General features: G+C 44.4%; 14 protein-coding genes. 13 read left to right on the plus strand and 1 reads right to left on the minus strand.

Annotated features, from left to right (window positions below):
• Positions 1-69: 69 nt before the first annotated feature.
• Complete coding sequence (locus tag V6W81_RS08080) at positions 70-2,046, plus strand: BglG family transcription antiterminator (RefSeq protein WP_338542553.1); 1,977 nt, start codon at positions 70-72, stop codon at positions 2,044-2,046.
• 156 nt (positions 2,047-2,202) lie between these two features.
• On the opposite strand, the gene V6W81_RS08085 is transcribed toward V6W81_RS08080, so the two are convergent.
• The gene (locus tag V6W81_RS08085; protein WP_145048046.1) at positions 2,203-2,976 is read right to left on the minus strand and encodes a sporulation protein; all 774 of its coding nucleotides are present in this window, start codon (positions 2,974-2,976) and stop codon (positions 2,203-2,205) included.
• A gap of 397 nt (positions 2,977-3,373) precedes the next feature.
• Between V6W81_RS08085 and V6W81_RS08090 the strand changes: the two genes are divergently transcribed.
• From V6W81_RS08090 to V6W81_RS08145, 12 genes are all read left to right on the plus strand, one after another.
• Positions 3,374-4,057 (plus strand): class I SAM-dependent methyltransferase, encoded by a 684-nt coding sequence (locus tag V6W81_RS08090; RefSeq protein ID WP_338542555.1) that lies wholly within the window; start codon positions 3,374-3,376, stop codon positions 4,055-4,057.
• Between the two features lie 54 nt (positions 4,058-4,111).
• Entirely contained in the window at positions 4,112-4,639 is a 528-nt protein-coding gene (locus V6W81_RS08095) for a YfiT family bacillithiol transferase (protein ID WP_145048042.1), read from the plus strand.
• Between the two features lie 244 nt (positions 4,640-4,883).
• A complete protein-coding gene (locus V6W81_RS08100; RefSeq protein ID WP_338542557.1) occupies positions 4,884-5,603 on the plus strand; it encodes a class I SAM-dependent methyltransferase in 720 nt (239 codons plus the stop codon).
• A gap of 44 nt (positions 5,604-5,647) precedes the next feature.
• Positions 5,648-6,346 carry an SDR family NAD(P)-dependent oxidoreductase gene (locus V6W81_RS08105; protein ID WP_338542559.1) on the plus strand — a complete coding sequence of 233 codons (699 nt, stop codon included), beginning with the start codon at positions 5,648-5,650 and terminating at the stop codon, positions 6,344-6,346.
• Between the two features lie 108 nt (positions 6,347-6,454).
• Positions 6,455-7,144 (plus strand): response regulator transcription factor, encoded by a 690-nt coding sequence (locus tag V6W81_RS08110; RefSeq protein WP_338542561.1) that lies wholly within the window; start codon positions 6,455-6,457, stop codon positions 7,142-7,144.
• Positions 7,141-8,145, plus strand: a complete 1,005-nt coding sequence (locus V6W81_RS08115; protein WP_338542563.1) for a sensor histidine kinase — start codon at positions 7,141-7,143, stop codon at positions 8,143-8,145. Before V6W81_RS08110 ends, V6W81_RS08115 begins: the two co-directional genes overlap by 4 nt.
• A gap of 142 nt (positions 8,146-8,287) precedes the next feature.
• Positions 8,288-9,043, plus strand: coding sequence for an ABC transporter ATP-binding protein (locus tag V6W81_RS08120; RefSeq protein ID WP_145048036.1), 756 nt, complete (start codon positions 8,288-8,290; stop codon positions 9,041-9,043).
• Complete coding sequence (locus V6W81_RS08125; protein WP_338542564.1) at positions 9,040-10,965, plus strand: ABC transporter permease; 1,926 nt, start codon at positions 9,040-9,042, stop codon at positions 10,963-10,965. Before V6W81_RS08120 ends, V6W81_RS08125 begins: the two co-directional genes overlap by 4 nt.
• A 254-nt stretch (positions 10,966-11,219) precedes the next feature.
• Complete coding sequence (locus tag V6W81_RS08130) at positions 11,220-11,642, plus strand: GNAT family N-acetyltransferase (RefSeq protein ID WP_056698817.1); 423 nt, start codon at positions 11,220-11,222, stop codon at positions 11,640-11,642.
• 46 nt (positions 11,643-11,688) lie between these two features.
• Entirely contained in the window at positions 11,689-12,126 is a 438-nt protein-coding gene (locus tag V6W81_RS08135; RefSeq protein ID WP_145048034.1) for a GNAT family N-acetyltransferase, read from the plus strand.
• Between the two features lie 335 nt (positions 12,127-12,461).
• Complete coding sequence (locus V6W81_RS08140) at positions 12,462-13,682, plus strand: RtcB family protein (RefSeq protein WP_338542566.1); 1,221 nt, start codon at positions 12,462-12,464, stop codon at positions 13,680-13,682.
• 12 nt (positions 13,683-13,694) lie between these two features.
• On the plus strand, positions 13,695-14,882 hold the full coding sequence (locus V6W81_RS08145; protein WP_338542568.1) for a DUF4272 domain-containing protein: 1,188 nt from the start codon (positions 13,695-13,697) through the stop codon (positions 14,880-14,882).
• The last annotated feature ends 95 nt before the right edge of the window (positions 14,883-14,977 follow it).

Consider the following 14,977-nt stretch of genomic DNA (forward strand, 5'->3'; position numbering starts at 1 on the left):
TAGACGTGGTCAAATGGATTTTATCGAATGCTCAGCTTAGACGGATCAGAGAGGAGGTCGGATATAGATATGATTTTTCCATACAAACGTTTGCAGAAGTTGTTTCTCCTTCTTCATGGTGAAGGGCAGGATCAGGCGTGGACAAGCCAGGCTCTTGCCGAGAGACTAGAGGTCACAGTGAGAACCATTCGGGACGATCTGAAGAAGCTGGAGAGCATCCTTGTGCAACATGGAAGCAGACTGGAATCCAAACGAGGGAAGGGATACTCCATCGTGATCGATGAGCCTTCCAGCTATGAAGCGTTGCTTGAAAAGCGGCATAACCTTCAATCTGGGAGCTTGCCGATCCCTGGATCACCTGAGGAACGGATACGATTTGAATTGTTTAAATTGCTAAACGAACCAGGTCATATCAAAATGGAAGACCTCGCTGATCAATTGTTTATAAGCCGGGCAACGATGAATAATGATCTTAAGATCATTCGTCAGATTCTAGAGAATTATCAATTGCAGCTCTGCATTAAACCTGGATATGGCGTGCAGGTAACCGGGGATGAGAAAAGCATCCGGTATTGTCTCGCTGAATATGCTGACGTGCGTGATGAACAACTACAATTGGCTCCAGATGGAATTACGGTTGCGCAGGAACAATTGTTGCAGCCTGTGGATCCAGCCCGGATTCGGGAAGTGGTGATGCGACATTTGCGTCATAAGCATGTTCGGATCGCTGATCTGGCTCTGAAGGATCTGATCACACATTTGGCTGTTATGGTACTGCGTGTTATGCAGGGCCATGGGCTAGAGAAGTTTGATACAGTAGAGGCGAGTGGGCAGGATCAAGAACTTGCTCTACAGATGATTAAAGATTTGGAGGAGTTATATTCCATTCGTTTCTCCGCAGGTGAGCGAGATTATCTGTTATTGCATATTATTAGCAAAAAAATGACAGCTACCGATTGGGATGGTCTATCGGATGATCCTCTATATGTTACCGTTCAGCGGATGCTAGACTATGTCTATGAACGATATAGTTATGATCTGAGAGATGATGAACGATTGCCGCGTGACCTTTACGCCCATTTGAAACCCATGATTACACGGCTAGAGCATGGGATGAACATGCGTAATCCACTATTGGGACATATCCGTAAATATTATCCGCTGGCGTATGAGATTACGATTGGTGCGGTTAAACAGCTACAGACGTATGTGCCTTATGAAATTAATGATAGCGAGATTGGTTATCTGGCACTGCATTTCGGAGCGGCGTTGGAACGCAAATATCAGATTCCTCATCGAAAACGGAAGTCCGTTCTACTCGTATGTGGCTCAGGATATGGCACAGCACGTATTCTTGAATCGCGTTTGCGTTCATTGTTTGCGGAGCTGGAGGTATCTCGCGTTGTATCCTTACGTGAATATGAGGAAATGGTGAGCATTCCCGAGGATATGGTGATCTCCACCATTCGCTTACGAGAGTCTAAGGGCAAGCCCTCGGCTGTCATTGCTGCTATTCCTTCAGAACGGGATATGGCCACCATTACGCATATGGTACGTTCCAGTGATACCCAAGAGGAAATGACGTTGCTACGCTATTTCGACCCTGAATTTTTCATGTATCGTACGGATAAGCCTGATAAGTTCAAGCTTATGTCAGAGATGAGTGATATGTTATCAGCACGAGGTGTAGTAACGGAACGGTTCTGGCCTGCATTACAGGAGCGTGAGGAGATGGCTTCGACGGCTCTGGGTAGAGGAATGGCGATACCCCATCCGCTGGAGTTAAGCTCTACGCGTACGGTTGTCTCCGTCTGTTTGCTGGAGAAGCCAATTCGTTGGGATGATGAGAACGAAGTACATGCGGTATTCATGTTATCGATATGCAAGGAGGATTATGAGCAAGCGATGGGTATCTACGATTTATTTGTAGAATTCATTCGTCAGGAGGAACTACTTGACGGATTGCGAACCTGTGATGCGTTTGAGGATTTTGCCCAGATCGTTCGGGATACACTGAGTACCAAAAGTATAGATGCTTATTCCTGAATAGTACTTGCGTAATTGAAATATTACATGTGAACCAAAAAACAAGCAGGTCTCTATCCGATTAACTGGAGAGAACTGCTTGTTTGTTTATGATTTCTTGTTTATTGTTCGTTAATTATCATTTGTTTATTGTTGTTCTACATCACTTTCAATGAATTAAATGTGCTTCGAAATCACTTCTTCCAGCCCTTGTGCCACCGATTGTGCTCCGCGCGCTAGATGCCGCTCATATAGGTGTAGTCGGACAAAGCTCTCATCTGTACCCATCGCTTCTGAGAAAATGCCACTTAGCCCTCTAGCACGACGATCGATCTGTAGCAGCAGCTCTAGCGAGTCGCCCATCGGATAGAACAGAACCTCCAACTCATCCAAATATCCACGGAACTTATTCGTGGGTACGAATTCGAATTCCTGAACAAAGGGCAGATTGCCGCCAAGTTTAGGCGCGTAGTCATTGGTGACTTCACGTAACTTGAAGCCAAGGATGTCAATGGCATCTAAGACGGTACGCATCTCTTGGGTGGGTACAACACGTAATAAATCCCGATCCGAAGGATCCACAGCGCTTGCAATATCAAGACCTGTTTCCACCCATACCTCGGCACTATGCAGCGTGAGCGGAAGGTTTTCCGGTAGGTCAAAGGAGAACTGTTTCTCCAGCTTTGCGCCTGGCTGCAAGGTGAAGCCATCCGTTAACAGAAACTTGGCGATAGTTGCTTTCTCCTTGAACTTACGATCATCGCGTTCACGTAGGTAATGAGTGTGAATACTTAGGTAGATTCGGTCGACGTTCTGTTCGACATCACCACCTTGTATGTATACCGTTCCTGTAATAACACCGCCGGGGATAACCTCAGGAGTATCTAATTCCGTATTTACTTTTGCTGCGCCTACGCCTACACTAGCTAACATTTTCTTGAAAAATGACATGTGCTCAACCTCCGGATCAGTTCGATTTCTGGGAAAAAATACGACTTCGACCTTACAGTGCGTGTTCAAAAAGATCGGTTTTCAGTACCGAGAAGATGGGATGAAGATAGAAATGGAGTAGCGGAGCGTAGACAAACTACGTGAGCAACTACATTGTTTCCGAAGGAATCAACCTTCGTAAGCATCTACTTATTTCGGCTGAATCCCATATTCGACGCTGAGATGTCGACAGGCATCCTACGTAATCAAAAGCGGATTTTTTTTGAACAACCTCTTATACGGAATGTGAAGGATTGCCGTTTCAAATTTTATAGTATAAAATTCTCGGAATAGTGGGGGAAATGAACGGTCATTGTCGAATATAGTTAAATAAAGGAATATGCGGAGGGGGAATCGGATGGGACTCGAATGGTATGACATGATTGCGAGACGTAACGGAGGGTACCGGGGCAGGTCGAAGTTTATCGTTGAAGGACAATCAGCGGAAGATGTGTTTGAACAGCGATTAATTGAAATATTACCTCTCCATAACACGGTACTCGACGCGGGATGTGGTCATGGTGAGTTTACATTGCGAATGTCAGCCTACGCTCAGCACATTACCGGTTTCGACAACTCAAGCGAGATGATACGGATCGCATTATCGGAGCTAGCATCGTCTGGTGTGAGGAACGCAGAGTTTGTACACGCTACGACCAAGACGAAGATGCCTTTTGTGGATGAGCAGTTTGATCTAATCTATAATCGTCGCGGACCAACCTCTATCATTGAACACGGCCGAGTGCTTCGCAAAGGCGGAACAATCATCGGTATTCATGGCGATGTGAGTAAGGTGAGAGAACGGTTATTGAATAACCGATATGAGGATATTGAGATCGAAGAATTCAACGATGCTGTGTTAGTGTTCCCCAATGAACATGAATTTGCACTCTTTCTCTCTGATACGCCAGGAAATCCAGACTATACGTCGCCTGAACTTCAGGAAGCATTTCAAGCCAAACTAGATGAGAGTCTGGTTGAAGGAAGAATCTGTGTACAGGAGCGCAAGTACATTTGGCGAGCAGTAAGGGCAGGAGAGTAATCTATAATTAAGAAGGACAGAATCAACCTTTAAACTGAGGTGTGGAGGGAATACATGATGGATTTGAGATATCCTATTGGATCATTCGAACATTCGGGGGAAGTTACAATAGCTCAGAGAGAACAGTGGATTGAGGACATTGCACAGTTACCGGCTAACGCTCGTCAAGCTGTAGAAGGATTGAGTCCAGAACAGTTGAGCCTACCTTACCGGGACGGGGGCTGGATGGTTAAACAAGTGATCCATCATATGGCGGATAGTCATATGAACAGCATGATTCGATTCAAGTTGGCACTGACTGAGGATAATCCAACGATCAAGCCGTATTACGAGGATCGCTGGGCTGAGCTTAGTGATTCACGGGAACTGGATATCGAATTCTCCCTTCAGATTCTAGATGCATTACACCGCCGGTGGGTCGGGCTGCTACATACCTTAACAGATGCGGATTTTGCCAAATCATTTTATCACCCAGGTTCACAAGAAACGACTAGATTGGACTATAACCTAGGCTTCTATTCCTGGCATGGCAGACACCATGTCGCTCATATTACTTCACTTCGGGAACGATTAGGTATATGAGATTGTTATAACTTTTTCAACTTTCATATGGAAGTAGGAAGGACGTCTAAGTGGAGCAATACGCTCTCCTTAGACGTCCTTTTGTATGCCCAGTTTTATACCTGTACATCATGGAATTCTTCAAGAAAAATAGAGAACTTCTGGGTAAAAATGTTATAATAGAGTGTGCTAAAATTTTGAGAGAAAGCGGTGTGAATTGCTGATTCTGTAAGCGATGTTTCATCTGAATGAGGAGGCGAAAGGTATGGAAAAAACAATTAGGAATATCCAGGATGTATATGACATGTTAGATGCGGAATTTCGCTCTGCAAAACAGTTCTGGGAACCTTTTTATGAAGATCGTAGCAGACCGATTCCCTTTTTCCCGAATAAGCCTGACGAGAATTTGGTAGCACATGTGAACTCAGGATTGCTGACTGCAGGCAAGGCTCTAGAGCTTGGTTGTGGGCCAGGTAGAAATGCACTCTATCTGACGCGTGAGGGTTACCAAGTCGATGCATACGATCTATCCGAGACGGCTATTGCGTGGGCAAAAGAACGGGCTAATGAAGAACAGCTCGTGGTTAACTTTGAGTGTCGATCCGTATTTGAGTTATCTCCGCATGCAGCATATGATCTCGTATATGATTCCGGCTGTCTTCATCATCTCTTGCCCCATCAGCGTATACCGTATCTGGAGATGATCTATAATGCGCTTCGACCAGGAGGCTACTTTGGCATGACTTGTTTTGCTCCAGGATTCGGAGGTATGGGCGGGCCAGAGACCGTTATGAATGACTGGGATGTATACCGGGAGAAATCAATGAAGGGTGGTCTAGCATTTACAGAAAAGAAGCTCCGCTATATGCTGGAGGAATCGTTCGAGTGTGTGGAGTTACGTCCGATGAAGACGAAGAATCAGGAAGATGCCGAGTTTGGCATACCCATCCTATGGGTGACGTTGTGGAAGAAGAGAGACGCTTAATTACATAGATCGTACGGTTTAAACTTAAATTAGGAGGATGACGAATGAGAACAGAACATTATATCATTACAGGTACTTCTAAAGGCATTGGGATGCAATTAGCCGATGTGTTATTGGAAAGGGGAGCTTGGGTTCATGGCATTTCCCGAGGCAATCATGAGCCGTTAACAGCTCATTCTCAATATACACATTACGCGTATGACCTTAGTGATCATACGGGAATCGATGAGCTGATGACTCGAATTCTGGCCCAGATTCCAGCAGAGGAAACGGAGATCGTTGGACTGATTAATAATGCAGCCATGGTTGAACCGCTAAAGCCCATAGATCAATGCAATGCCGCAGAGATTAGTCAGAGTTTGAATATTAGCTTGGTAGCACCCATGATATTAAGTTCTTCTTTTATTCGCCATAGCAATGCTATGAATGTAAGACGGAAAATTATTAACGTTTCTTCTGCATCAGGGCAATATCCAGCGCCCGCTATGGGAACGTATTGCACAGCGAAAGCAGGCATCAACATGTTTACGCAATGCCTTGAGGCAGAGCAAGGGGGCGCGGTGAATCCAGTTGAAGTGCTAACTTTTGACCCAGGTATGGTCGATACAGAGTTACAGGCAGTCGCACGAGGTAAGAACGAAGCAGAATTTGCGCTATCTACACTATTCAGTCAAGCTTACGAAGCAGGCCAACTGCAAGATGCAAGAGATGTTGCAGAGCGACTACTAGCCCAACTGAAGTAGCAAAGAAATTCTGTCTGAGGCAGTCCGAATTGCGTCACCGAGGAGTGAGTTTTTGAAGCATGGATATTTACCAACTGCTGCTCGACAAAGGAATGATTAAATAATCTAATGTTCAAAATTATGCTTATAGAGGACGACGAATCCCTTTTTAATGAAATGAAAGATCGATTGAGCCAGTGGTCATATGACGTTTATGGCGTGCAGGATTTTGGCAAAGTGATGGAGGCGTACAGTAGTATTCAGCCTGAACTTGTCATCATCGACATTCAGCTACCGCAATATGATGGATTTCACTGGTGTCGATTGATCCGGGCGCATTCCAATGTGCCTATTATCTTTCTGTCTTCACGGGATCATCCTACGGATATGGTGATGTCCATGCATCTGGGTGCTGACGATTTTGTGCAGAAGCCCTTCCACTTTGAAGTGTTGATTGCGAAGATCCAGGCGACGCTGAGGCGCGTGTACAATTACAATACAGAGCGGGTAGAATTACGGACTTGGCGAGGTGCAACGATTGAGTATGTGAAAAATACGCTTACTCGTGATCAGCAAGCAGTACTATTAACGAAGAATGAAATGTTGATTCTTAAAGTGCTTGTCGAACACAAAAATCAAATTGTGACCCGTGAAGAACTCATCCGCAGTCTGTGGGATCATGAGCATTTTGTTAGTGACAATACGTTGACGGTGAATGTGAATCGATTGCGGAAGAAGCTGGAACCTCTTGGCTTAGATTCGTATATTGAAACTCATGTAGGACAAGGTTATCAGGCTACGGAAGAGGCAAATATATGATTTGGCAGTATTTACGTGAGAAGCTGACTTGGTTGTTACTCCTGATTTTCATACAGCTCATCACTTTGTTTGTGGCTTATATGGATACATCTATTCCTTTTGAAGCGTTGGCTTATATCGTGTTGCTTCAGGTTGTCATATGTATTGTGTTTATCTGGGCGAGATACCCGAAAGAGACGCGTTATTACAAAAAATTGACTACTTGGGATCATACATATGATCTCGCCGAGCTGGATCAAGCGGATAGTCCGTATGAGCGCATTATACATAATGCTGTGGCTTCTCAAACCGAGCGTTACCGGAAGGAATCGACTTCTCATTTTAGTTCATTAGAACAGGAGAAGGACGAGATCCTCTCTTGGATCCATGAGGTCAAGACGCCACTGACGGCATTACAGCTAATGATTGAACGGATGCCTGACGACCGCTTGCGGGCACAGATGACATATGAATGGTTGCGTATACATCAGCTCTTGGATCAACAGCTTCATCAGAAACGCATTCCGTTTATGCACAATGACTTGTTTGTGGAAAATACGGAGATTGAGCCTATAATCGTTGTGGAGGTTCGAGCGTTAAAATCATGGTGTATTTCCAAAGGAATTGGGTTCGATGTATCTTTATCTGCCACTCATGTACTGACAGACAGTAAGTGGCTGAGCTTCATCATTCGCCAGCTTCTGAGTAATGCAGTGAAATATAGTGATTCCTCCGATATTGTTATGATGAGTGAAGAGCGTGAGGGACATGTTGTACTTACCATTCAGGATCAGGGGCGAGGCATAGAGGCTCAGGATCTACCGCGTATTTTTGATAAAGGCTTCACATCCACTCATGGGCGGCTCGAAGGAACGGCTACGGGTATGGGACTGTATTTAACGAAGCAGGTTGCGCAGGCTCTTCGGATTGATGTTCATGTGCACTCCGTTCCGGGAGAAGGCACAACAGTACAGTTAACCTTTCCGCGAGAGAATGAAATGGTGCGGCTTGCAGGCATGTGACGATAATGTCACATGCTTTTTGGTTTTGTTAGATCAATCGAAGGATAAATAATCCCGTTCCCCTTATGATAAAAATTGTTCAGAGAGCCGCTTTTGATTACGAAGGATGCCTAGAAGCATATCGAGGAGGAGTGAGTGGGACATGTTCATTTTGGAAGCGAAGAAAATATATAAAGTATATGGAGATAAATTTAACAAACAAGAGGTGTTAAGAGGTATTGATCTAGGGGTGCGCAAAGGGGAGTTTGTTGGCATCATGGGACCTTCCGGATCAGGCAAAACAACCCTGTTAAATGTGCTGTCCTCGATTGATCGTGTCAGTCAAGGCACTATTGAGATTGAGGGTAAAGAGTTTACTGGGATGAAGGAGAAGCAACTCGCTGAATTCCGCAAACGACATCTCGGTTTTATATTCCAGGAGTACAATCTGCTGGACACACTTACGGTTAAGGAAAATGTACTTCTGCCACTCTCCGTTACAGGTATACCGAAACAAGAAGCGCATCGTAGATTCGACCACATTGCAGGGGAATTAGGCATTGCTGAACTAAAGGATAAATATCCGTCTGAAATTTCGGGCGGGCAGAAACAGAGGACTTCGGCTGCACGTGCATTCGTACATGATCCCAGTATTATTTTTGCAGATGAGCCTACAGGAGCATTGGATTCCAAGTCAGCTTCCGATCTGCTTGGTAAGCTCAGCGATATGAACACTAAACATCAGGCAACGATTATTATGGTTACGCATGATCCGGGAGCTGCGAGCTATTGTAGCAGAGTTATTTTCATTCGCGATGGACAGATCTATACGCAATTGAACCGAGGGGACGAGTCACGTCAGACCTTCTTCAATGATATCATCAAAACGCAGGGTGTACTGGGTGGTGTGCAGCAATGAGTCTAAACCACATCATTTTTCGCAATTTGCGCAAAAATCTGAAAAATTATTATCTCTATGTTTTTGCACTAATTTTCAGCGTTGCCTTATATTTTTCATTTGTGACATTACAGTACGACTCATCCATGACTGAAGTGGAGAATTCCGTTAAAGGTGCGGCTGCAATAGGTACATCATCGGTGTTATTAATCGTCATTGTAGCTATTTTCCTGTTATATGCTAATACGATTTTTATCAAACGTCGCAGTAAGGAGATTGGATTGTTTCAGCTTATTGGATTGACCAAAGGTAAGATTTTTCGGATTTTAAGTGTAGAGAATTTCATTCTTTATTTCGGTTCTATGATTATTGGGGTGTTGATCGGATTCCTTGGATCGAAGCTGATCCTCATGATTCTATTCAAAATTATGGGTATAGATGCCATAACGAAGTTGGTCTTCTCTCCGATGGCGTTAGTGCAGACGATCATTGTTTTTGTCGTATTGTACATGCTGATCATGTTAATGAACTACACCTTCATTCGAGCACAGAGTATTCTTTCGCTCTTTCGAGTCTCTTCAACCTCGGAGCAGCGGCAAAGCCAGATGTCAACGGGGCAGGTTGTCGTAGGTGTATTAGGCATTATTCTCATCCTATTCGGATATGTCTTGTCAGCCCAATTGTTCAGTGGAGCCGCACTCGATATGCAGCAATTGATGTTCACGATGCTTGTGATCCTGTTCTCTGTTATATTGGGTACTTATCTGTTCTACAAAGGTTCCGTTAGTTTTCTGTTTAATCTGATTCGCAAAAGAAAACAGGGTTACCTATCTATTCATGAGGTGTTATCGTTATCATCTATTATGTTCCGCATGAAGTCGAATGCCTTGTTGCTCACCATTATTACAACGGTCTCGGCTCTTGCCATTGGCATGCTGTCTCTAACATATATTTCATATTATTCGGCAGAGGCTCAAGCACGAGAGAGTGTGCCAGAGGATTTTTCGTTTGCACAAGCGAATGTGAAGAATCGATTTGTAGCTGAATTGGATCAGCGAGAGATTGCTTATGAGGTGAAGCACAGACAACCGATTTTCATTGAAATTGATGGAAAAGATATCATGAATGAATCTCAAGGTAAGGAATTTTTATACAGCAGTGTCGTGAGCGACCAGATGGTGGATGACTTGGATCTCACCCCGGGTGAAGTGGTCTTTATGGGGTATGGCAACGTCGTTCGGCAATTAATTCCGATTCAAGAGAAAGGTTCTATTGTTCTGCATGGGATGAAGCATAGCATCGATCAGGAGTTAATTGGAACCTCGAAGCAGGGAGTACTCCCTGTGTATTATACGAAAGGAACACCGGTCGCTGTGGTGGACGAATCGGTATACCAAGAGCTTCAACAGGATCTTGATCCTAAACTTCAGGAGGAAGACCGCGCTGATTATTATGGTGTACAGATTGTAAGCTCGGCTCAGGCGGAGGAAGCCTACACGATCTACAAGGAACTAGACTTACATGTCCCTAATTTCGCTCAGATCGAAATTCGAGACAGTCAGCGCACCAATATGGGTCTTATTATGTTTATCGTAGGTTTCTTAGGTCTGACCTTCCTAATTACCTCAGGATGCATTCTATACTTCAAACAAATGAACGAAAGTGAAGAAGAAAAGCCGAACTATACGATACTCCGCAAGCTCGGCTTCACCCAAGCTAATCTGTTAAGTGGTATTCAACTGAAGCAATTGTTTAACTTTGGTATCCCGTTAGTTATTGGATTGAGTCATAGTTATTTTGCGGTGAAGTCGGGCTGGTTCTTCTTCGGTACTGAGCTCGTGACACCAATGGTGATCGTGATGATTGTATATACGATGTTGTACTCGATGTTTGGGTTATTATCTGTCTTGTACTATAAACGTGTAATCATGGAATCATTGTAAATCAGAGATTAGGAGAAGAGAGTCTTCTCAGCATACGTATAAACAGCCTTAGTTCGGGTTCCTACGGGATTACCTGAGCTAAGGCTGTTTCGGAGTTATAAGACACACCCTAGTCATTAACTAATGGAAAAAAAGGAGGTTCAAGGAAGTATAGCGAAATAATGATCAGGTGGATGGTACATTACATATGGAAGAAAGCTTCGATGCTGAGGCGATAAGATAAGAGGTTATAGAAGGGATGGTAGAACAGAGTGGTGTCTAATCATATATTAAATTCAAGTACTGCAGAAGATTCTCAGTATGTTCGTCAGCAATTAATAGCGTATAATGCAAGTCATATATCGACTGAACTCAGAGATCGGTATGAGGAACTAAACTTCCATGTGAAAAATGAGGCTGGCGAGATTGTGGCAGGCATACTCAGCACACTATGCTGGAACTGGATTGAAATCGACATTTTGTGGGTAAATCCAGAACAGCGTCAACAGGGTTTTGGCTCACAGCTTCTGCTTGAGGTGGAACAACTTGCGCGTGCGAAACAATGTGACTTTGTTATGCTAAACACATTTTCCTTTCAAGCACCAGAATTTTACAAGAAGCATGGGTACACCGTAACGACAGTTATTGAGAATGCCCCAACAGGGCACACACACTATTATTTTAAGAAAGAACTTTAAATGAGCCATTGTGTAATCGTTTAAGGTCAACAGGGGGTATTCCATCATGGTAACCGTAAGAGCTATTGAACTTCAAGATCTGCCAGCATTAAGTCAGCTATACAATGAATTGATGGAGACACCAACGAATGAGGTTCAGATGCAGAAGATGTTTCGATACATTCAACAGAATGGACACTACTATATCCTCGGAGCATTCTATGAGGGCAAGCTGGTCGGCTCTGTGATGGGTATTGAGTGTATGGATCTGGTAGGTCAGTGCAAACCTTTTATGGTGGTGGAGAATGTGATTGTATCTGAGCGGGTGCGTAGACAGGGAATTGGCCAAAAGCTTATGCTACAGATCGAACGAATCGCTAGAGATCTCGCATGTGGTTATATGATTCTGGTATCTGGCGATCAGCGGAAGGAAGCTCATCAGTTTTATGAGAAGCTAGGGTTTAAGGATGAGAAGGTTCAGGGGTACAGGAAGCAATTTAGCTGATCTCGTCTGAGGCTGTTACATATTCACATGGATTCCAATGGAGCATGCTCACCCAAGTGAAATTTTGTTAGAAAAGAGAGCCGCAGGCTCTCTTTTTCTGATGCTCTTCTATTGACCTTCCACTGGATATCATTATTAAAACCTGTCTGATGTTGATAAGTCACATCTTAGTCTTCATCCCAGAACAGATCGTTTAACGTCCTAGAGAGCGCTTTGCAGATGGAGATAGATCCTACAAAATAAAATTCCCCCTGCCGATAATCTACAAATGTTGGTAAAATATACAGAGCTATTGCTGTTTAATGTCTCATGAGTATAAGGAGGTTTTATACATTATGCGTGTGATTGATAACATTAAAGTTTGGGGGGAACCGCTGGAGAATGCAGTGAGTCAGGCTGTGACTTGCTCGCAGTATGGAGATGTGCTTGGTGTGGCATTAATGGCAGATCATCATAAAGGATATTCTCAACCCATTGGTGGTGTGGTCGCCTACCGTAATATGATTAGTCCTTCAGGTGTGGGATACGATATTGCCTGTGGTAACAAGGCGGTACGTACGAATCTAATGTGGGATGATATTTCTCACGGGATTGCGAAGATGATGGATGAGATTAATCGGGTCGTTTCATTTGGGGTGGGACGGAACAATCCAACACCGATTGACCACGAATTGTTTGATGATACGAGCTGGGAGCTATTTGACACCATCGAGCCCAAGCTAGAGCAGAAGTTAAAGACGCTGGCACGCAACCAACTCGGAACCGTGGGCAGTGGTAATCATTTTGTTGATATTTTCGTAGAAGAAGCTACGGGCAAGGTGTGGATTGCCAATCACTTCGGAAGTCGTGGATTCGGTCATAAAGTAGCGAGTGGCTTCCTCAACTTGGCAGCAGGGCGTGAGTTCAGTGGGAAGGCGCCTGGTGAGTCGATGGATCAACCCCCTACACTGTTTGATCTAGGTAGCGAAATGGGTGATATGTACTGGAAGGCGATGACCCTTGCGGGTAGATATGCATATGCAGGACGTGACTACGTCATCGAACAGGTGCTGGATATCCTCGGAGCTCGCAGCGAATACGCTGTCCACAACCACCATAACTTTGCATGGAAAGAAGAGCATTTTGGCGAAGAAACTGTTGTAGTAAGAAAAGGTGCAACACCGTTATCCCCAGGACAGCTTGGTTTTGTTGGGGGCAGCATGGGAGATATTTCGGTCATTGTCGAAGGGATTCACAGTGATGAAAATACGAAATCTTTCCGCAGCACTGTCCACGGAGCGGGACGTATTATGAGCCGTACACAGGCTGCTGGCAAAATGAATTACAAGCTTCGCACACGTATGGGTGGAGAGATTAGTGAAGAACAGATGCAACAAGCCATCCGTGCGTATGGCGTAGAACTGCGTGGTGCAGGAACAGATGAAAGTCCGTTTGTGTATAAGAAGCTGCAGGATGTACTCCATGCCCATGCAAGTACCTTGAAAGTGAATCATATTCTGCGTCCTGTTGGCGTGGCCATGGCCGGGGGCAATGAGTTTGATCCGTACAAGGATTAATGTCTAAAGAAGGTGAATCCATTGAAAAATTGTGCCTTATACAGCTCACAGTTTGACTTAGAGCAAGTTCATGAGCTTCTTCGGTCATTGTATCCCCAAGATCGGATAGAGCTGAATGAAGATAAAACACATATTACCGTAACTCATAAGAAGTGGTTTAGCAAGAAAACCAAAGGATTCAACATCATGACGAGTCGAACGCATCCGGAACAATTTACAGCTATGATCCAAGGCATGATGAATTTTCTTGGCCAGATTGATGCAAACCGTCCTCAACTCCAGGAGAAAGTATTAATCAAATGCTCGACCTTGAATATGGTTATTGGCATTGAGACGGATGAGGACATATCCGAGGAATTCTTCCATGAGCTGTTGCAACTTGCGGATCAGCTTGATGCACTGATCTTCTGGGGCGGTGGTTCTCTATTGAACGCTCAAGGACAATTGTTACTTGATACGAACGGTGATTCAGAAGTTGAAGATTACACAGTAACCGCACATCCAAGCCTGCTAGATGATGCTCGACCACAGTCTGCATCTGGTATTCAGCGTAAAGAGCGCTCTGAACGTATTTTGACCAAACAGGGCATTCCGTTCAATCCTCATCTACCTGCCAGAGCTGGAGATGAACATACGAGAATCCGAACACTTGACGAAGTGGCAAAGCGAGCAGTAGCTCTATGTCTTGCGGCTCTCAAGGGGGAATGTTTGGGTGCGGGTGAGAGTGCTGAAGATACCGCCGCACTTGTCCAAGAGGTCATTGATAAGTATGATGCGGATTCATTCTTTTCGCTATCAGAGCGAAGGTTTATTCATCAGCATGGAGCGGAGCAGCAGGAGGTAATATCCTTCTCGTGGGGATATGAAGCATATTATGTTCTGCTCTGGGCTCTTGGTTACGTTCAAGAATTAGGGGCTCCAACACAGCTATGTAACGTAGGACAAGCGGTAGGGTACTTGCAGCAATGTGACACAATTGAAGAGTTTATATCCCAATCTACGTTCCGTAGTGCAAGTGAAATCCTAGATGAAGCAGATTTAATCTATCGGTATAACTGGGTCTGCGTAGACAGTCGTGTGAAAGAAACTATACCGCCTGCGGGTCTGAATGGCGGAGTTGCCTACGAACGACATCGGGCATTGAATTGGTTAATCTGTTATCTGGATCAAGAGTGGGATGATGTTAGAACGGATACCTAAGCGCGCTTAGGCTGATAAATTAAAGATGGAAAACGCAAATACCCTCATGCTAATTCAGGAATGGCATGGGGGTATTTGTATTGCTTTTTATAGTG

Source organism: Paenibacillus tundrae, assembly GCF_036884255.1.
In the GTDB taxonomy this organism is placed as follows: domain Bacteria; phylum Bacillota; class Bacilli; order Paenibacillales; family Paenibacillaceae; genus Paenibacillus.

What these genes read in the sequence shown, in the direction of transcription:
- V6W81_RS08140 (WP_338542566.1), top strand. Translation starts at nt 12,462, where the DNA reads ATGCGTGTGATTGATAACATTAAAGTTTGGGGGGAACCGCTGGAGAAT.
- V6W81_RS08120 (WP_145048036.1), top strand. Translation starts at nt 8,288, where the DNA reads ATGTTCATTTTGGAAGCGAAGAAAATATATAAAGTATATGGAGATAAA.
- V6W81_RS08110 (WP_338542561.1), top strand. Translation starts at nt 6,455, where the DNA reads ATGTTCAAAATTATGCTTATAGAGGACGACGAATCCCTTTTTAATGAA.
- V6W81_RS08105 (WP_338542559.1), top strand. Translation starts at nt 5,648, where the DNA reads ATGAGAACAGAACATTATATCATTACAGGTACTTCTAAAGGCATTGGG.
- V6W81_RS08090 (WP_338542555.1), top strand. Translation starts at nt 3,374, where the DNA reads ATGGGACTCGAATGGTATGACATGATTGCGAGACGTAACGGAGGGTAC.
- V6W81_RS08085 (WP_145048046.1), bottom strand. Translation starts at nt 2,976, where the DNA reads ATGTCATTTTTCAAGAAAATGTTAGCTAGTGTAGGCGTAGGCGCAGCA.
- V6W81_RS08135 (WP_145048034.1), top strand. Translation starts at nt 11,689, where the DNA reads ATGGTAACCGTAAGAGCTATTGAACTTCAAGATCTGCCAGCATTAAGT.
- V6W81_RS08100 (WP_338542557.1), top strand. Translation starts at nt 4,884, where the DNA reads ATGGAAAAAACAATTAGGAATATCCAGGATGTATATGACATGTTAGAT.
- V6W81_RS08080 (WP_338542553.1), top strand. Translation starts at nt 70, where the DNA reads ATGATTTTTCCATACAAACGTTTGCAGAAGTTGTTTCTCCTTCTTCAT.
- V6W81_RS08115 (WP_338542563.1), top strand. Translation starts at nt 7,141, where the DNA reads ATGATTTGGCAGTATTTACGTGAGAAGCTGACTTGGTTGTTACTCCTG.
- V6W81_RS08095 (WP_145048042.1), top strand. Translation starts at nt 4,112, where the DNA reads ATGATGGATTTGAGATATCCTATTGGATCATTCGAACATTCGGGGGAA.
- V6W81_RS08125 (WP_338542564.1), top strand. Translation starts at nt 9,040, where the DNA reads ATGAGTCTAAACCACATCATTTTTCGCAATTTGCGCAAAAATCTGAAA.